Below are 17,768 nucleotides of genomic sequence, written 5' to 3'. Positions count from 1 at the left end.
CCGACGGGACGGGGGTCCGGGGCGCGCGGCGGTCGAGGAGTTCTACGACCGGAACATCGTCACCAACGACCTGCGGATCACCTGCGAGGAGACGTTCCCGTCGAGCTCGCCGCACGAGGTCGCGCACGTGATGACGCTGCGAAGCTCCTTCGAGGGCGGGCTCACCAGCACCGTCCGCGGCGTGTTCTGCTACCGCGTCGACGACGACGGCCGGATCCTCAACCTGCGCGGCTACTGGAACCTCGACGCCATGCGGTTCGAGGAAGGCTGAGCCAGGTCAGCGCGGCAGCAGCGCGACGCCGTCGACCACGACCGGCTTCTTGTTCGCCGGCCGCAGGGTGACCTTCATCGGCTTGCGCCCGGCCTTGCCGGTGGCTGGCAGCGCGACGACGCGCTGCTTCGCGGCGCCCTTGAGGTTGACCGTCTTCACCAGCTTCTTGCCGTAGTAGACCCGCACCTTGCCGCAGGTCGAGCACGACCAGGCGACGAGCGAGGCGTTCTTCGCCAGCACCTTCCCCAGCCGGAGCTCGCTCTTCGGGCCGGTGATCCGGCTCGCGGTGCCGCCGAAGTACGACGCGCCGGAGAGCCGCTTCACGGTGCCCTTGGCCTTGAACGCCCGGTCGTCGGTCGGGGTCGAGCGGCACGCCACCGCGGACCAGGGGCCGAGGTTCCCCAGCCCGTCGACCGCCCGCACCTTCACGCACACCGTCCGACCCGGCGCGAACGCCAGCGTGGTCGACGTGGCCGTGGTGGAGGTGGTGGTCCAGGCGCCGTACCCCTTCTTGCGCGCGACTCCCGAGCGCGTCGCGACGCGGTACTCCGACACTCCCGACGGGTCGGTCGCGGTCCAGCGGAGCTGCCCGGTCGTGCCGGTGACCGTGCGCCACCTCGGCTGCTTGACCGTGGTGCGCGGCCCGACACCGTCGGCGACGACCGGGGCGGACGCAGCGGAGAGCGGGCCGACACCGGCGCTGTTCAGCGCCCGGACCGTGAACGTGTACGTCTGCCCCTCGACGAGCCCGTCGGGGCCGATGGGGACCGTGCAGCTGCGCCGGGTCACCTGGCAGACCTGGTCGTCGGCGAAGTTCCCGCGCGGGCTCACGAAGACGCGGTAGCGGTCGATCCCGCCGCCGTCGCTGACGGGAGCGCCCCAGCTGACCCGCACCTCGCGGCCGACCGCCGTGGCGGTGACGTCCTGCGGCGCCGACGGCGGCTCGACGATGTAGCTCATCCGGGCGTAGCGGCGTGCCGGGTTGCCGCCGCTGAACCGGAAGGAGCCGCCGATGTGGAGCCCCGAGCTGTCGGCGAGGACCGCCCAGATGCCGGGGAAGTCGGAGCCGGTGAACGGCAGCCGGTAGCCCTGGACGGCGCCGTTGGACACCGCGAGCGCGACCAGCATGTGGCGGGTCTGCCCCTCGAACAGCGGACCGAAGTGGCCGCCCGCGTAGACGATCCCGGAGTCCACGTCGATCGCCTGCACGTCGCCGTCCCCGCGCCGCTGCCAGGCGACCCCGCCGTTCTCGTTCCAGGCCAGGACACGGCCGCCGCCGCCGCCCACCGCGGCGAAGACCCGGTCGCCGTCGGCGACCATGTCGAAGATGTGGCAGATGTCGCAGCGGGCCGGCGGTGCCCATGACGTCGAGACCGCTCCGGTCTCGGCGTCGACCGCGCCCTGGAAGACCCGGCTCTGCCCGCGCAGCTGGGAGAAGGTGCCGCCGAGGTAGAGCCGGGTGCCGTCCGGCGAGAGGGCGATCGCGTTCACCCGACCGCCGGAGACCTGGGCGTTGAAGGTGCTGACCAGGGCACCGGTGCCCGGCTCCAGCCGGGCCAGCCGCGGCCGTTGGACGCCGTTCACCGCCCCGAACTGGCCGCCGATGTAGACCGCGGTGGGCGTCGCGACGATGCGCACGACCGTGTTGTTGACCTGCGCGCTCCACCCCGGGACCGCGCTGCCGTCGGCCCCTACCGCGGCGATGCGCGTCGCGGGCTCGCCGTTCGCCTGGGAGAACTCGCCGCCGAAGTAGACGGTGCCGCCCGCGGCGTCGATCGCGCGGACGGTGTCGTTGGCCCCCGGGTTCCAGGGCAGCAGCTCACCGGTCGCCGCGTCGAGCGCGGCCACCCGCTGCCGGGTCGCGGTCGTGCCGGTCGCCGGGTCCTGCAGGCTGGTGAAGTCCCCGGCGATGTAGATGACGTCGTCGCCCCGGGCCACGTCGTAGACGACGCCGTTGGGCACCCACGAGCGCCCCGGCACCGTGTTGTACGCCGCGGTGGCGGGCGAGGTCACCAACCCCACGAGCGACCCCGTCAGGGCGAGGACGGTCGCGGCGACGACCGCGAGGACAAGGCGTCCGACTGGCCTCAAGACTGGCTCCCAGGTTCACGCGTCGGAGCCCCCCGGCGCCCGACGTCCCGGAACGCTAACCGGACGCTCAACCGTTTCGCACCGGTTCGGGGCCTTCATTCGACCGCCGAACGTCCCGACTTGGCGGGACCCCCACGGAATGCCCCCTTTTCGGGACCTTGGGTACGGGACTACTGTCGCGGCCTCAGGCGTCGCTCGGACCGGCGCCCGCACAGGGGAGGCTCACGCATGGCGCGTGCTCGGTGGATCGTCGGTGTCGTCGGGGTTGGGATGGTCGCGGGGGCGGGGCTCGTCCCCGGCAGCGTGCAACCGTCCGAGGCGGTGGACCCGACCCCTGTCCCCGAGGTGCGCAGCGCGCTCGGCAACGGGCTCGGCCGGCTGCTCGCCGACGACACCACCCGGCTGCGCCGCAAGGCCGTGGGCGGGCTCCGCTTCGACCAGGAGGCGCTCACCGTCCGCGACGACGCCGGGCGGGTGCTCGTCTCGCTCACCCCGCAGCAGGGGGTCGCGCGGCAGGCGTTCCGCCGGCAGGCCGAGGAGCTCGGGATGGTCGTGACCGCGACCGACCCGGAGGTGGGGACGCTCGAGGGGTTCGTGCCGCTGGACGCCGTACGCTCCCTGGCCTCGCTCGAGGGCACCGGCACCCTGGCGCAGGTCGTGAAGCCGCAGGGCTCCGCTGGCTCGGTCGACTGGGCGGGGGTGCCGTTCCAGCGGGTCGACGAGGTGCACCGGCGCGGGATCACCGGCAGCGGCGTGACGATCGGCGCGCTGTCGGACTCCTTCGACACCGCCACCGAGCTGAACGGCGCACCGCCGCTGACCCGGGCGGCCGACGACGTGGCCTCCGGTGACCTCCCGGGCCCCGGCAACCGCCGCAACCCGAACCCCGTGGTGGTCCTCGAGGACTACGACGCCCCCGACGCCAGCGATGAGGGGCGCGGGATGCTGCAGATCGCCCACGACGTGGCGCCCCGGTCGCGACTCTGCTTCGCCACCGCGTTCACCGGCCTCGTCGGGTTCGCCGACAACGTCCGCCGGCTCGCCGACCGCAGCGGGCCCTGCCGCGCCGACGTGATCGTCGACGACGTCGCCTACTTCGACGAGCCGTTCTTCTCCGACTCGATCCTCAGCGACGCGATCGACGACGTCGCCGCGGACGGCGTCCACTACTTCAGCTCCGCCGGCAACCAGGGGCAGCAGAACGCCTGGGAGTCGCGGGTCCGGCTGGTCTCGCCGGAGCGCGGCGTGGCCGGCAGCGACCTCGACTTCAGCCAGGTCGACCCCGACCTGTACGACGGCGGGCTGCAGGACGTGCGCCCCGGCCCGGGTGTCGACATCGCCCAGACGATCACGCTCGGTGAGGCCGGCGGGCTCCTCAGCTTCCAGTGGGACGACCCGTTCGACCTCGACGGCGCGACGTACGGCGACCCGATCTTCGAGGCGACGGGCGCGATCACCGCCGCCGAGCCGGAGCCGAGCTTCACCTTCACCGCGACGCCCGAGCAGGTCGGGACCACGGTCGAGATCCGGGTCGACGGCATCCCGTCGGGCTCCACAGACCTGCTGCTCACGGTCGAGACCCCCGACGGCGAGGTGGTCGGCCCGATCGACACCGGCACCAGCCCCGAGCTGCTGGCGACCGAGATCGACACGGCCGGTGACTACACGATCACCGTCACCGGGTTCCAGGGCGAGGTCGGCGACTTCGAGGTGGTGGTCCGTCCGGTGACCGCGCCGTCGCAGGTCACCGCGGACTTCAACGTGCTGTTCTTCGACGCCGACGGCGGCTACCTCGGGGCGCTGAGCGACCTCAACACCCTTTCCGGCCGCCCGATCGAGATCGTCGCGCTCGCCGGGCTCCCCGAGATCCAGATGGTCGTCAGCCGCGCGGGAACCGGCCCGATGAAGGCGACCCGGCTCCGGGCGGTGGCCAACGGGGACTGGTACTTCACCGAGTACGAGAACCCCTTCGCCCCCTCGGTCTTCGGCCACTCGGCGGCCGCGGGAGCCACCGGCGTCGCGGCGTACGAACCGTTCCGGCCCTTCCTGCCGGAGTACTTCACCTCGGTCGGCGGCCGGCTCCCGGTGCTCTTCGACTCCGAGGGCAACCGGTACCGCCGACCGCAGCAGCGGACCTCGCCACTGATCGCGTCGACCGACGGCGGGAACACCACGTTCTTCTTCTCCGACACCACGCGTGACCCCGACACGTTGCCGAACTTCTTCGGCACCAGTGCGGCGGCCCCGCACGCCGCGGCGGTGGCGGCACTCGTGCTCGACGAGCGCGGGCGCATGAAGCCCGAGGCGATGCGGCGGCTGATGTCGCGGTCGACGTTCGCCCACGACCTCGACCCGTTCCGCTCCGGCGGCCGCAAGGGCGGGCTCACCGTCCGCGCCTTCGGCCCGCAGGGCGCCGAGGGGAGCCCGGTGCCGGGCACGCTGGACGACACCGACTTCTTCCGGTTGCGGTACGACGGGAAGAAGCCGCTCAAGCAGGTCACGTTCTACGGCGAGACCGCGAGCCCGACGGCGCTGGGGAAGCGGGGCAAGGGCGGCATCGTCTTCGACCCCCGGCCGTTCGACGCCGCCGGGCCGTTCAGCGAGGTCGGCTTCCCGTTCACCGTCGGCTCGACCAGCCGGGGGCTGTCCGCGAAGGACGTGCGCGCGGTGTTCTCGGTGCCGGCCGGCGGTGACGCCCCGAAGGGGGTCTACCGGCGGATGACGCTGAAGTTCCCGAAGGGGCTGAAGCGTGGCCAGTGGCTGACCTTCGGGGTCGACCGCGACCTGGCGATGTCGCCGTTCGGAGACGTCAGCGAGGGCAACGGCGCCGACGAGCTCGGCGGCGCGATCTCCATCCCGCAAGGGACCGGAGACCCGCGCGGCATGGTCTTCGAGGCCCGGCGCACCAACGGCTCGAAGATCGTCGGGCAGTTCCGGAACCGGCTCGGGAAGGGGTACTCCCCGGTCGACGGCTACGGGCTCCTCGACGCCAAGAAGACCGTCCTCGGAGGTCGCTGACCGCCGACCCGTCGCATCTTCACCCGGTTTCCCCGCCGAGTCGTCGCGTCTTCACGTGATTTTGATGCCGAGTCGTCGCATCTTCACTCCGGATGAGGGTCGAGTCGGCGCGTCCTGCCGGCGTACGGCGGTCCAGTCGGCGTTGCTTGCCTGATGCGGGTGGTCGGCGTCGTTCATGCCCGTCCGCATCTCGTTGGCCCGCCCAGACCTGTCGGCGACATGAACGGTGCAGGCGCGGTGAAGATGCGACGGCTCGGCCCCGAAATCTCGTGAAGATGCGACGGCTCGCGGCGAGAACGGCGTGAAGATGCGACGACTCGGCCCCGAAAGCCGGTGAAGATGCGACGGCTCGGCGGGGAAACAGGGCAGGACGTGCCGGGTCAGCGGCCGGGGGTCAGCGGCCGTCGAGGGCGGGCTCCCGGAGCAACCGGGCCCGGCGGCGGGCGTCGAGGGGTGACGGCCGCCGGTCGAGCCGGCCCCCGAGCAGGGTGGCGGCCCCGTCGGCGTCGCCGTTGCTGACCAGGCAGAAGAGCAGCGCCTCCTCGACGACCTCGCGCTGGGCGGCCGAACCGCCGACCCGCACCAGCACCGGCAGGGCGTCGGACAGGAGCCCGACCGCGCGCCCCCACTCCTCGGCCAGCATCGCCTCGAACGCCTCGCAGACCGGCGCGACGACCGTCCGCACGACGGGGTCGTGCGCCGACGAGCAGTGGTGCCGCAGGGCCGCCAGCCGTCCGGCGTCTCCGGCCGCGGTCAGCGCGACCGCGGAGTGCAGCGCCACGAACGGGGTCTGGGGTCGGAGCACCAGCGCGTCGTCGAGCGCCTCGAGGATCGGCTTCACGGGCGGCACCGGCCCCTCGCCTGCGAACGCCGGTGCGGCCCCCACAGCAGCCGCGGCGCCGTCCCACCCGGAGGTGGTGAGCTGCCACCGCCAGAGCAGCGACGCGGAGTCGACGAGCCCGCGGACGCCGCAGACCTGGGGCGGCGCGAGCTGGGAGTAGTACCGCCTCCGCACGGCCTCGGTGTCGCCGAGGGCGAGCTCGTGGAGCGCGGCGTGCCAGGAGAAGTGCGCCCGGTGGCTGGCCGACCGGCCGCTCTCGGCGACCCAGTGGTCGAGCCACACCCGGCCGGCCTCGTGCTCGCCGGTCTCGTAGAACACGTGGGTCTGCGCGTGCACGGCGTGGCCGGACGAGGGTTCGCAGGACAGGGCGCTCTCGGCGAGCAGCCCCGCCTCGTCGTACCGTCCCTGGTCCTGGCGGGTGAACGCGAGCAGGGAGATGTACCACCAGTGGTCGCCGTACGCCGGGGCGAGCCCCTCGACGAGGTCCCACGCCTGCCGCTGCACGTCGGTGATCCCGGAGAACGCGATGGTGGGCACCGCCGCCGAGACCGCGAGCACGTCGCGCGGGTGCGCGGAGATGTGCGCCATCAGCGCCTGTGCGCCGGTCCGCCGGACGTCCTCGACCCGTCGGGCGACGACGTCGACGAGGCTCGCCTCGCGGGCGTCGCCACGCTTGCGGATGGCTTCGCGGGCGGCGGCGAGGCTGGCGCGTACGTCGGTGCCGGCGCCGGCCTCGTGACCGAGCATCGCCAGCGCCGCGTGGGCGACCGCGAAGCCCGGGTCGAGCAGCGTGGCCTCGCGGATCAGCTCCTCCCCTCCCGACTGGAGCAGCATCACGCGCTCCAGCCCGGCGTTGAAGGACGCGGCCGCCTCCGTGGTCGTGGACAGCGGTAGACCGAGCGGGTCGCGCGGGCGGGCGACGGGGTGGTGACCGCCGACGAGCCGGCCGTCCTCGAGCCGGCGGGGAAGCGGCGCGACCGTGTCGAGCACCGCGGTGGCGACGGCGAGCGCCTGGCCGCGGATCTCCGGCACGGCGGTCGACTCCCACAGCTCCCCGCGGCGGAGCGCGCCGAGCGTCCAGACCGGGGCGTCGGTGGTGCCGGCGGAGTCGAGCAGCCGGCCGTTGTCGGTGCGGAACCCCATGCCTCCGGTCGCGATCGTCGCGAGCGCCGCACCAGCGCGGGGCCGCAGGAGGTCGTCGAGGAACGGGTTGCCGAGCCCGCGGACGTCCGGCCGGGGGCCGGTGCAGTTGACCACCCAGCCGACCTCGCGGGTCGAGCCGTCGGAGAGCCTGACCCGGAGGCCGCCGCGCGGCAAGGGTGAGACGTCGACGACCTCGCCGGTGCCGACGGTGAGCCGGCCGCTCTCGCGGAGCGACTCGACGAGCAGGGCGCTGGAGGGCGGCATGCGGTGGCGCAGGACGTTCCAGGCACCGGCGTGCTCGGTGACGAACCGGTGGCGGTCGTCCTCGCCGAGGCGGCCCCACAGCTCGGCGAGCCGGAACCGCAGCCCGTCGACCGCGGGGCGCCAGTCACCGGTGGTGGCCCGCACGTCGAGGAAGTGCCGCTCGGCCCGGGCGAGGATGGCGTCGAGGTCGTCGCCCCAGTCGGTGATGTCGGGGATGACGGGCACCTTGGGGGTCTTCAGGTGCGCGCGCGGCAGGCGGGCGGTGCGGGAGAACGCGTGCAGGGCGCGGTCGGGGCGGTTGCCGCCGCCGGAGAGCGACAGCACCACGTCGACCATCGTCAGGCCGGCCCCGACGACGAGCACGTCGGAGGGGCCGCTGCGGTCCCGTCGTACGACGTCGAGGGCACCGGGGGCCCACGGGTCGGCGACGAAGAACGCCGACTGCTGCAACGACGTCGGTGCCCAGGACCAGCCGACCTGGGGGAGCCCGGTGGCGACGACGACCGCGGCCGCGTCGAGGACGGTGCCGGTGCGGGTCAGCACCGCCCAGCCCGACGAGGTACGAGCGACGCCGGTGGCCTGGTCGCGCACGTGGCGAAGGGTCACCAGCCCCTCGGCCGCGGCGAGCTCGCGGGTGAGCAGGTCGTCGACGTAGAGCGCGAACCTCCGCCTCGGCATGAACGCGTTGGGGTCCTGCACGGTGGCGAGCTCGCGGCTGAGCCAGGAGACGAAGTGCGCCGGGTCCTCGGGCAGCGCGCTCATCCCGGCTGCCGGGACGTTGAGGAGGTGGTCCTCCTCGGGGGTGCCGAACGCGACGCCTCGACCCCACCGGTCGGCGGGGTCGAGGAGCAGGACGTCGAGGGCGGTCGACCGTCGGGAGGCCATCCGGGTCAGGTGGACGGCGGTGAGGGTGCCCGCCGCGCCGGCGCCCACGACCACGACGGTCGGGCGCGGTGCCCCTTCACGCCGGCTCACGGCGCTCACCCGGCCAGCCGGCCGAAGGACGAGCGGTGGAAGACCAGCGGCGAGCCGTCGTCGCTGTGCGTCACCGCGTGCAGCCGCAGGAGCACGACGGTGTGGTCCCCGGCCCGGACCTCGCGGAAGACGCTGGTGTCGAACCCGGCGACGGCCTCGTGGAGGAGCACGGCGCCGGCGTCGGTGTGCAGGAGGTCGAGCCCCTGGAACCGGCCCTCGGCGGGTCCGGAGAGCTGGCGGCAGACCTGGTCGTGGTGGTCGGCGAGCACGCTGACCCCCAGCCGCGGTGCCCGGCGGAGCAGCGGCCAGGTCGTGCTGGAGTTCGCGATGCAGAACGACACGAGCGCCGGCGCCAGCGAGACCGAGGTGAACGAGCTCGCCGCCATGCCGACGTGGCGGCCGTCGACCTCGGCGGCCACGGCCACGACGCCGCTGGGGAAGGCACCGAACGCGCGACGCAGGACGGACGGGTCGAGGTCCTCGTCGGCGGTGGCGAAGGGCAGCACGATGGTCACGTCAGACTCCTGCTCGGGTGGTGGAGATGGCGGTGAGGCCGCTCATGAGGCGGCCGCCGCCGCGAACGGCACCACCGAGGGGCGGTAGGTGGTGGTGACCCGGCTCTTCCAGAGGCCGCGCTTCTCGAGCAGCGGCATGACGCCCTCGCCGAACCAGTACGCCTCCTCGAGGTGCGGGTAGCCGGAGAGGACGAACTCCTCGATCCCGACCGCGTGGTACTCCTCGATCCGCTCGGCGACCTCGTGGTGGCTGCCGACCAGCGCCGTCCCGGCACCGCCGCGGACCAGGCCGACGCCGGCCCAGACGTTCGGGTAGACCTCGAGGTCGTCCTTCCTGCCGCGGTTGAGCTCGAGCATCCGGCGCTGCCCCTCGGACTCGCTCGCGCGCAGCCCGGCCTGGACGCGGGCGATGCTTCCGTCGTCGATGTCCTTCAGGAGCCGGTGGGCCTCGGTCCACGCCTCCTCGGAGGTGTCGCGGGCGATGGTGTGCATACGGATCCCGAAGCGGAGCTCGCGCCCCTCCTTCTCGGCCAGCCCACGGATCCACTCGACCTTCTCGGCGACCGCGGCGGGCGGCTCGCCCCAGGTGAGGTAGACGTCCGCGTGCCTTGCGGCAACGGTGCCGGCCGCGGTCGAGGAGCCACCGAAGTAGACCTCGGGGACCGGGTCCGGCAGCTGCTGGAGCCGGGCACCCTCGACCCGGAGGTGGCGCCCCTCGAAGTCGACGGTCTCGCCGCGCCAGAGCCGGCGCACGATCGTCAGGAACTCGTCACCGCGCTCGTAGCGCCCGGCCTTGTCGAGGAAGTCGCCGTAGCCCCGCTGCTCGACCCCCTCGCCGCCGGTGACCACGTTCAGCATCAGCCGGCCGCCGCTCATGTTCTGGTACGTGGTGGCCATCTGCGCGGCGAGCATCGGCGAGATGACCCCGGGGCGGAAAGCGACCAGGAACTTCAGCCGCTCGGTGAGCGGGGCGAGCATGGCGGTGCTGACCCAGGCGTCCTCGCACCACGAGCCGGTCGGCGTGAGTGCTCCCTCGAAGCCGAGCTGCTCGGCGCTGCGGGCGACCTGGCCCAGGTAGCCCAGCGAGGCGGGGCGACCCATGCTGCCGGTCTCCACACCGTGGCCGCCCGCGAGGACCTGACGGCCGTCGCCGCCGTTGGTCGGAAGGAACCAGTGGAAGGTCAGCGTCATGGGGTCCTCATCTCGTGCCGGTGGTGCACTAGCTGCCGTTAGTGCAGTAGGTTGCTAGACAAACGTGAGAGACACAAGGTGAACACGGCCACGGGGCGCGACAAACCTCCGATGTGCCGCAAGGGCGCTCCTATCGCCCCGGGTCGCCTGGCGGGGAGAGGGGAGTGGTGCCGTGAGGTTCGAACAGCTGGAGTACCTCGTCGCCGTCATCCAGCACGGTTCGCTGCGCAAGGCCGGTGACAGGCTCCACCTGTCCCAGCCGGCGCTCAGCGAGTCGGTGCGCAACCTCGAGCGGGAGCTCGGGGTGACGCTGCTCGACCGGCGCCGTACGGGCGCCCGGATCAGCCGCCAGGGGCGTGACCTGATGCCGGCCATCGTCGAGGTGCTCGAGGCCGTCGACCGGCTGCGGACGACCGCGGGGGACCAGGAGCTCTTCTCCCGGATGGTGCGGATCGGCACCGTCAACGCCGGCACCTCGCCGATCCTGGTGCCCGCCGTGCGCGAGTTCCGGGCCCGCCGGCCGGGCACGACCGTCGAGATCCTCAGCACCCAGCACGCCGAGGTCCTCACCGCGCTGAGCGAGGGAGCCATCGACCTCGGCCTGATCAACGTCCTGCCCGGCGACGACGTCCCTCCCGACCTCGCCGCCACCGAGCTGACGCACGGCCGACCGGTGGTCTGTTGCCGCCCCGACGACCCGCTCGCCGACCAGGAGGCGGTGACCGTCGAGGAGCTGCGCAGGCAGCGGTTCATCACGATGCGCGCCGGCTACCTGATGCACCGGTTCACCCACCGGCTCTTCGACGGCGACCCGCCGCCGATGGCGTTCTCCACCGACGGCGCCGAGATGGGGAAGCTGCTGGTCGCCGAGGGGCTGGGGGTGACCGTGCTGCCCGACTACAGCATGGAGGAGGATCCGCTCGTCCGGGCCGGCGTGATCGTGCACCGGCCCATCAAGGACGACGACACCGACGTGACGCTGCTCTGCCTCAGCCGGAAGGGCGCGCACCTGGCGCCCGCCGTACGGGAGCTGCAGGCGGAGCTGGGCAGCCACGCCCGCGCACGGGAGGCAGGGTCCGCCTGACGCGTCAGGGGCGGCGCTGCGCCGGCACCCTCACCGGCGGGAGCTGGCGCTCGGCCATCGCCGGGCGGTCACCGAGCACCGCCGGCGCGGTCGCCGCGTGGAGCTCGTCGAACCGGTCGCGGGCCGCGGCGAACAGCTGGGCCATCGCGGCGACCACCTCGGCCGTGGTGCGGTCGTAGACCGGCTCGTCGGACTCGAGGTGCACGTAGCCCAACGTGCGCTCGGCGTAGGTGATCGGGCAGACCACCAGCGAGCGGCACGACCGGCCGAGCGCGAACGCGGCCGCGGCGTGTCCGGGCTCGTCCGCGAGGTCGTGAACCCACACCAGCGCCGGCTCGTCCCGCAGCGTGGCGAGGATCGTCGCGTAGCGCTTGCTCGTCGGCTCGGGCACCGGCGGCACCTCCGCCCAGCCGTGGCGCAGCTCGTCGGTCCGGAGCTCCCCGTCGTCGAACCAGAACAGCGCGCCGCGCACGGGAGCGTCGGGCGTCAGCGTGGTCAGGGCATGGAGCAGGTGCTCGTTGAGCGCACGGCGCTTCTCGGCCCGGCTCTGCGGTCCGGCCAGGAGCGTGGCGTTGAGGTCACGCGCCAGCGCCGGTAGCGCCGAGGTGACCCCGCGGAGCAGGTTGTCGGCCTGCCGCGGATCGGTGTGGTGCTCGATGACCCGGGTGCTGCTGGTGCGCGGTTCCACGACGTGTTCCCCTCGGTCGGTCCTCGGAGCGTACGTCGGCCGCAGCGGCCCACGGAACCGGCGCGCAAGCCGGTCTAATCCCGGCACGAACGTCCTCAGTCGGTCATCTCGTAACGGATCCACTCGTCTCCGTCGGAGTCGATCGTCTTCTGCACCAGCACCGGGGTCTCGTCGAGCTTGTCCCACACGCCGGTGCCCTCGCAGGAGAGGATCACCTCCTCACCGGAGGAGGGCGTCTCGTAGTCGTCGCGGTTGTCCTCGACGATGCTGAGCGCCTTGACGTCCTCGAGCACGAAGAGCTGGCCCTCCTGGTCGTCGGAGATCCCCACCGCCTCCTCGGCGACCTCCTCGCAGGTGAGGTCGCTGTTGGGGTCGCCGACGACGACCGCCAGCACCACCAGCCCGACCACGCCGACGGCGAAGAGCGCGGCCAGCGCGACGAGGACCTTGAGCCCGGTCGCCATGCCGCGCTTCGGGGGCTCCTGCCCGGTCGGGTAGGGGGCGACGTACGACGGGGCCTGGTGCGGGGCCTGGGGTGGCTGCTGGACCGGCACCCATTGCCGGCCGTCCCACCAGAACCGGCCGTCGGGGCTGGTCTGCCGGCCCTGCGGCTGCTGTTGGGTGGGCTGCCGGGTCGGCACCCAGTTGTGGCCGTCCCACACGAACTTCCCGTCCGGGCTCACCTGCGGCTGGTGGCCGGCGTCCCCGGTGCGGTCCTCGTCGCTCATCGTCCGTCGTCCTCGTCGTCAGCGGGCGCCCCCGTCGGCGCCGGCGACACGGTAGCCGTGCCGAGACCGGAGCGCGTTACCGACGACCGCGCCATGGCCCGACCGGACTACGGAGCCGGGACCACCGTCGCCACTGGGTCCGGCGGCGAGGAGCTCGACGCCGAAGGTCAGCGGCGCCGGACCAGCCGCTTTCCGAGCCTGTACGCCGCCACGCCGCCGGCCACCCAGGGTGCGCCGACGATCACCGGGTCGAGGAGCTGGTGCCGGACGTCGGCGCGGTTCTGCCCGACGCGGGAGGCCACCCCGTGGTGCCGGCGCTCGCTCAGGATCCCGGTCTGGGTGACCGGGTTGTCCGGTCGCGTGGTGGCGAACGAGCGGAGCGTGCTCTCCACCGTGTCGACGCGGTCGGCGGCGAGCAGCACCAGCCAGTGCGCCGCCCGCCCCTCGCTCCACCGCCGGTAGGCGAGCTTCCGCATCGCGCCGGAGAGCCCGCGGGGCGGGGTGGAGGTGCCGAAGACCGGCGTGAGCCGCAGGTGCTCGATCGACCGCTCGCGCGGCCACTTCTCCGGCTGCTGCTCGGGGAGCTCCCAGTGCGCGCCGCTGGCGCCAGGGTCGAACCGCTCGCGCGGGTACGCCGGACGGTCCGCCGGGTCGAGGTCGGCGCCCCACCCGGGGATCCGGGCGCGGAGCTGCTCGCTGTTCTCGGCGAGCGGCGGCTTGTCGGGGGTGTAGGGCATCGGGTCCTCCTCAGGCCGCGTCGACGAGGATCAACGGCTTGATGCAGCCGTCGAGCTTCGCGGAGAAGATGTGGTAGCCCTCCGCGACGTGCTCCAACGGGATGCGGTGGGTGACGATGTCGTTGGGCTTCAGGTACCCGTTGCGGATGTGCTCGAAGAGCCGCGGCCACTGCCGTTTCACCGGGCACTGGTTCATCCGCAGCGTGAGCCCCTTGTTGAGGGCGTCGCCGAACTTCACCGCGCTGAACATCGGGCCGTAGGCCCCCATCACCGACACGGTCCCGCCCTTGCGCACCGCGTCGATCGCCCAGTTCAGCGCGACCGGTGAGCCGCCCTGGAGCTTGAGCTTCGCCGAGGTGACGTGCTGAAGGAAGTTGCCGTCGGCCTCGGCCCCGACGCACTCGATCACCCGGTCGGCGCCGAGCCCGTCGGTGAGCTTCTTGAGGTGGACCACGACGTCGTCGTGCTCGACGAAGTTGATCGTCTCGGCGTGGGCGAAGGTGCGGGCCTTCTCGAGCCGGTAGTCCAGGTGGTCGACCACCACCACCCGTCCCGCCCCCATGAGCCAGGCCGACCTCGCGGCGTACAGCCCGACGGGGCCGGCGCCGAGGACCACGACCACGTCGCCCTCGACGATGTCGGCGAGCTGGGCGCCGAAGTACCCGGTCGAGAGAGCGTCGGTGAGCAGCACCGCGTCCTCGTCGTCCATCCAGTCGGGGATGAGGCTCGGCCCGACGTCGGCGAACGGCACCCGGACGTACTGCGACTGGCCGCCGTCGTAGCCGCCGCAGGTGTGCGAGTAGCCGTAGATCCCGCCGACCGCGGTCGCGTTCGGGTTGACGTTGTGGCAGTTGGAGTAGAGGCCGCGGGCGCAGAAGAAGCAGCTGCCGCAGTAGACGTTGAACGGCACCATCACCCGGTCGCCGACCGAGAGGTTCCGCACCGACGGACCGACCTCGTCGACGACGCCGATGAACTCGTGGCCGAAGGTCATCCCGACCCGGGTGTCCGGCATCATCCCGTGGTAGAGGTGCAGGTCGGAGCCGCAGATCGCCGCCCGGGTCACGCGCACGATCGCGTCGTTGGGGTGCTCCACGACGGGACGGTCCTTCTCCTCCACCCGGACCCGGTAGGGCCCTCGGTACACCATCGCCTTCACCCGTGCCTCCTCGTCCGATCGCTCGCAGCATCGGCGTACCCGGGGCGGGTGGCCGGAAACGGGCCCGCTTGTCCGGCCGGTGATCACCGTGTTGGGTCGGCGCATGGACAGCGACGCACCCCTGGACCCTTCACAGCTCTCGATCGCCGACTACCTCGAGGGGCTGGCCGCGCGCACGAGCGCCCCCGCGGGCGGGGTCGCGGCCGCACTGCTCGCCGCGCAGTCGGCGGCGCTGCTCGCGATGGCCGCCCGGTTCACGGCCGGTCGCGACGACGAGGACGCGGACGAGGCCGCGGGGCCGCTGGCCGAGGCGGCGGACGGGCTCCGCGAACGGGCTCTGGAGCTGGCCGCGGAGGACGTGCGCGCCTTCGCCGAGGTGCGCGACGCGTGGAACCTGCCGAGGGGCTCGGAGCGCGACGAGCGGGTGCGCGAGGCGATGGTGGGGGCCGCGCGACCCCCGGCCGGGGTGGTCGCCGTGGCCCGCGACCTCGTGACCCTCGCGGAGCGGTTGCTGCCCTACGTGAACCCGACGGTGGCCGCCGACCTCGCCGCCGCCACCGACGCCGCGCACGCCGCGGCCAGCACCAGCAGGAGGAACGTCGAGTCGAACCTGACCCGCGAGTCAGCACACGAGCTGCTCGACGATGTCGCCGACGTGGACGATCTTCTGCGGCGAGCCATCGACATCGGGGAGATCGTCCGGCGAAGATGCCTCCCGTGAACAGTGACGCAGACCACACCGCCGGCTCCTCGGGGCTCCCGCCCGTCCCGCCGGACATCGACATCGCCAACGCGGCGTACCTCCGGCGCATCACCGAGGTGGCGCGCGAGACGCTGGGGATCGAGGAGTCGAACCTCGTGCCCTACGGCCACCACAAGGCGAAGGTCGAGCTGCCGTACCTCGCCAGCCTGGAGGACCGGCCGCTCGGCAAGCTCGTGCTGATGACCGGCATGTCCCCGACCCCGGCGGGCGAGGGCAAGACGACGACCACGGTCGGGCTCACCGACGCGCTGAACCGGCTCGGTCAGCGCGCGATGGCGTGCCTCCGCGAGCCGTCGATGGGGCCGGTGTTCGGCATGAAGGGCGGGGCGGCCGGCGGCGGCTACGCCCAGGTGGTCCCCATGGCCGACATCAACCTGCACTTCACCGGCGACTTCGCGGCGCTCGCGGCGGCCAACAACCTGCTCGCGGCGCTGATCGACAACCACGTGCACCACGGCAACAAGCTCGGGATCGACGTACGCACCGTGACCTGGAAGCGGGTCCTCGACCTCAACGACCGCGCCCTCCGCGACGTGGTGGTCGGGCTCGGCGGCGTGCCCAATGGCTACCCGCGCGAGGACGGCTTCGACATCGTCGTGGCCTCCGAGCTGATGGCGATCTTCTGCCTCACCGAGTCGTGGGCCGACCTCAAGCGGCGGATCGGCGACATCGTCGTCGGCTACACGCACGACCGCACCCCGGTCACCGCGCGCGACCTGGACGCGCACGGGGCGATGGCGGTGCTCCTCCGCGACGCGCTCGCGCCCAACCTCGTGCAGACCCTCGAGCACTCGCCGGCCTTCGTGCACGGCGGTCCGTTCGCGAACATCGCGCACGGCTGCAGCTCGGTGATCGCGACCCGGTCCGCGCAGCGGCTCGCCGACTTCGTCGTCACCGAGGCAGGGTTCGGCGCTGATCTCGGCGCGGAGAAGTTCGTCGACATCAAGTGCCGCAAGTCCGGCCTGGTGCCTGACGCGGCCGTCGTGGTCGCCACCGTCCGGGCGCTGAAGTACCACGGCGGCGTCGAGGTGGCCGACCTGAAGGACGAGAACCTCGACGCGGTCCGGGCCGGCATGGAGAACCTGCGCCGGCACCTGCGGAACATGCGCGAGCGCTACGGGATCCCGTGCGTGGTGGCACTCAACCAGTTCCCCACCGACACCCGCGCCGAGATCGACCTGGTCGTCGAGCTGGTCGGCGCCGAGGGGGTGGAGGCCTTCCCGGCCAGGCACTTCTTCGAGGGCGGTGCGGGCGCGCTGGACCTCGCCAAGGGGGTGCTGGCGCTGGTCGAGCAGCGGGAGGAGCCGTCGGTCACCTTCACCTACGAGGACGACCTGCCGCTGGCCGAGAAGGTCGAGACGGTGGCGTCGCGGCTGTACGACGCCGGCCGCGTCACGTGGGACCCGAAGGCCGCCCGTCGCCTCGAGCGGATCGAGAAGGACGGCTTCGGCTCGCTGCCGGTCTGCATCGCCAAGACGCAGTACTCCTTCTCCACCGACCCGCACCTGCGCGGCGCGCCCTCCGGCCACACGCTGCACGTCCGCGAGGTCAGGCTCTCGGCCGGCGCCGGGTTCGTCGTCGTCATCTGCGGTGACGTCATGACCATGCCCGGGCTGCCCGCCACCCCCGCCGCAAGCCGGATCGACCTCACCGACGACGGCCAGATCCTGGGGCTCTCGTAGTGGTCGGTGGTTGAGCCTGTCGAAACCACCGGGTGGTGGAGCGTGTCGAATCGCCGAATCCCCAACCCTGCTTGGGGAAAACCGGTCTGCACCACTCCCACGGACTGTCGGTGGGCCTCCGTAGCGTCCTGCCCATGAAGACCACCGCACCAGAGCCGTTCGAGCTCATCCCCACCGCGAGTTCGAGGGACTGAGCCGGCACTGACGGTGCGGTCGAGCGGCCGGTGGAGCCTGACGTGCTGGGCCAGGACGCCCCAACGGCTCTGGCGTTCATCCGGGCCCGCCGGGTCGCGCAGGACGTCGCGGCCGCGGAGGAGCTCCGGGCGTTGTGCCACTGGGCCGACCTGCACCGCGTCGCCCCCGGCCGGGAGCTCGACGAGGGCGCGATCGACCCTGTGCTGCTCGCCCAGGCTCCCGCCGGGCACGAGGCCCAGGTCGCCGCCGCCAAGGCCAGGATCCTCGGGCAGCCGGTCCCCGAGTGGGCCGCCGAGCGGCTCGCCTCCACCCCCGGTGAGCTCGGCGTCGAAGGCAGCCTCCGCCTCGACGGGCAGGGCTGCTTCATGGTGCAGGAGTTCGCGATCACCCAGCTGGCCACCGAGCTCAGCATGAGCGAGGCCG

14 protein-coding genes are annotated in these 17,768 nt (G+C 72.9%); 6 read left to right on the top strand and 8 right to left on the bottom strand.

Annotation, left to right across the window (positions count from 1 at the left end; genetic code table 11):
• Positions 1 to 130 precede the first annotated feature (130 nt).
• Positions 131 to 271, top strand: coding sequence for a hypothetical protein (locus FIP57_RS23600; RefSeq protein ID WP_203231128.1), 141 nt, complete (start codon positions 131 to 133; stop codon positions 269 to 271).
• A gap of 6 nt (positions 272 to 277) precedes the next feature.
• Here the strand turns inward: FIP57_RS23600 and FIP57_RS08210 are convergent, their stop codons facing one another.
• Entirely contained in the window at positions 278 to 2,362 is a 2,085-nt protein-coding gene (locus tag FIP57_RS08210) for a fibronectin type III domain-containing protein (protein WP_148573069.1), read from the bottom strand.
• A gap of 228 nt (positions 2,363 to 2,590) precedes the next feature.
• On the opposite strand from FIP57_RS08210, the gene FIP57_RS08205 reads away from it, so the two are divergent.
• Complete coding sequence (locus FIP57_RS08205) at positions 2,591 to 5,380, top strand: S8 family serine peptidase (protein ID WP_148573068.1); 2,790 nt, start codon at positions 2,591 to 2,593, stop codon at positions 5,378 to 5,380.
• A gap of 394 nt (positions 5,381 to 5,774) precedes the next feature.
• Here the strand turns inward: FIP57_RS08205 and FIP57_RS08200 are convergent, their stop codons facing one another.
• From FIP57_RS08200 to FIP57_RS08190, 3 genes are read right to left on the bottom strand one after another with little or no spacing between them, the layout of a single operon-like run.
• Positions 5,775 to 8,603: an FAD/NAD(P)-binding protein gene (locus FIP57_RS08200; protein ID WP_148573067.1), complete on the bottom strand. Its 2,829-nt coding sequence runs from the start codon at positions 8,601 to 8,603 to the stop codon at positions 5,775 to 5,777.
• Positions 8,604 to 8,608: 5 nt separating this feature from the next.
• On the bottom strand, positions 8,609 to 9,118 hold the full coding sequence (locus FIP57_RS08195; RefSeq protein WP_203231127.1) for a flavin reductase family protein: 510 nt from the start codon (positions 9,116 to 9,118) through the stop codon (positions 8,609 to 8,611).
• A 42-nt stretch (positions 9,119 to 9,160) separates the two neighbouring features.
• A complete protein-coding gene (locus tag FIP57_RS08190; protein ID WP_148573066.1) occupies positions 9,161 to 10,309 on the bottom strand; it encodes an LLM class flavin-dependent oxidoreductase in 1,149 nt (382 codons plus the stop codon).
• A gap of 172 nt (positions 10,310 to 10,481) precedes the next feature.
• Between FIP57_RS08190 and FIP57_RS08185 the strand changes: the two genes are divergently transcribed.
• Positions 10,482 to 11,393, top strand: a complete 912-nt coding sequence (locus FIP57_RS08185; protein ID WP_148573065.1) for a LysR family transcriptional regulator — start codon at positions 10,482 to 10,484, stop codon at positions 11,391 to 11,393.
• A 4-nt stretch (positions 11,394 to 11,397) separates the two neighbouring features.
• Here FIP57_RS08185 and FIP57_RS08180 read toward each other — a convergent pair whose 3' ends face one another.
• The 4 genes from FIP57_RS08180 to FIP57_RS08165 all read right to left on the bottom strand — a co-directional run bounded on the left by FIP57_RS08180 (position 11,398) and on the right by FIP57_RS08165 (position 14,696).
• Positions 11,398 to 12,081, bottom strand: a complete 684-nt coding sequence (locus FIP57_RS08180; protein WP_162529725.1) for a GAF domain-containing protein — start codon at positions 12,079 to 12,081, stop codon at positions 11,398 to 11,400.
• 95 nt (positions 12,082 to 12,176) lie between these two features.
• Positions 12,177 to 12,809 (bottom strand): hypothetical protein, encoded by a 633-nt coding sequence (locus FIP57_RS08175; RefSeq protein WP_148573063.1) that lies wholly within the window; start codon positions 12,807 to 12,809, stop codon positions 12,177 to 12,179.
• Between the two features lie 167 nt (positions 12,810 to 12,976).
• Positions 12,977 to 13,546 (bottom strand): hypothetical protein, encoded by a 570-nt coding sequence (locus tag FIP57_RS08170; RefSeq protein WP_148573062.1) that lies wholly within the window; start codon positions 13,544 to 13,546, stop codon positions 12,977 to 12,979.
• Positions 13,547 to 13,556: 10 nt separating this feature from the next.
• Positions 13,557 to 14,696, bottom strand: coding sequence for a zinc-dependent alcohol dehydrogenase (locus FIP57_RS08165; protein WP_238993463.1), 1,140 nt, complete (start codon positions 14,694 to 14,696; stop codon positions 13,557 to 13,559).
• A gap of 112 nt (positions 14,697 to 14,808) precedes the next feature.
• Between FIP57_RS08165 and FIP57_RS08160 the strand changes: the two genes are divergently transcribed.
• The 3 genes from FIP57_RS08160 to FIP57_RS08150 all read left to right on the top strand — a co-directional run.
• The gene (locus FIP57_RS08160) at positions 14,809 to 15,426 is read left to right on the top strand and encodes a cyclodeaminase/cyclohydrolase family protein (RefSeq protein WP_148573060.1); all 618 of its coding nucleotides are present in this window, start codon (positions 14,809 to 14,811) and stop codon (positions 15,424 to 15,426) included.
• The gene (locus tag FIP57_RS08155) at positions 15,423 to 17,150 is read left to right on the top strand and encodes a formate--tetrahydrofolate ligase (RefSeq protein ID WP_238993357.1); all 1,728 of its coding nucleotides are present in this window, start codon (positions 15,423 to 15,425) and stop codon (positions 17,148 to 17,150) included. The genes FIP57_RS08160 and FIP57_RS08155 overlap by 4 nt, the downstream gene beginning before the upstream one ends.
• Positions 17,151 to 17,386: 236 nt before the next feature.
• On the top strand, positions 17,387 to 17,768 hold a 382-nt coding region (locus tag FIP57_RS08150; protein ID WP_148573058.1), incomplete at its 3' end, for a hypothetical protein.

The sequence above is a fragment of the Nocardioides caldifontis genome (genome assembly GCF_008087345.1).
Lineage (GTDB): Bacteria > Actinomycetota > Actinomycetes > Propionibacteriales > Nocardioidaceae > Marmoricola_A > Marmoricola_A caldifontis.
Note: the sequence above shows the minus strand (reverse complement) of the source record. Positions and strands in the feature narration are given on the sequence as shown.

Coding starts and splice junctions, on each gene's coding strand:
- FIP57_RS08175 (WP_148573063.1), bottom strand. CDS start 12,809: ATGAGCGACGAGGACCGCACCGGGGACGCCGGCCACCAGCCGCAGGTG.
- FIP57_RS08160 (WP_148573060.1), top strand. CDS start 14,809: ATGGACAGCGACGCACCCCTGGACCCTTCACAGCTCTCGATCGCCGAC.
- FIP57_RS08205 (WP_148573068.1), top strand. CDS start 2,591: ATGGCGCGTGCTCGGTGGATCGTCGGTGTCGTCGGGGTTGGGATGGTC.
- FIP57_RS08165 (WP_238993463.1), bottom strand. CDS start 14,696: ATGGTGTACCGAGGGCCCTACCGGGTCCGGGTGGAGGAGAAGGACCGT.
- FIP57_RS23600 (WP_203231128.1), top strand. CDS start 131: ATGACGCTGCGAAGCTCCTTCGAGGGCGGGCTCACCAGCACCGTCCGC.
- FIP57_RS08190 (WP_148573066.1), bottom strand. CDS start 10,309: ATGACGCTGACCTTCCACTGGTTCCTTCCGACCAACGGCGGCGACGGC.
- FIP57_RS08170 (WP_148573062.1), bottom strand. CDS start 13,546: ATGCCCTACACCCCCGACAAGCCGCCGCTCGCCGAGAACAGCGAGCAG.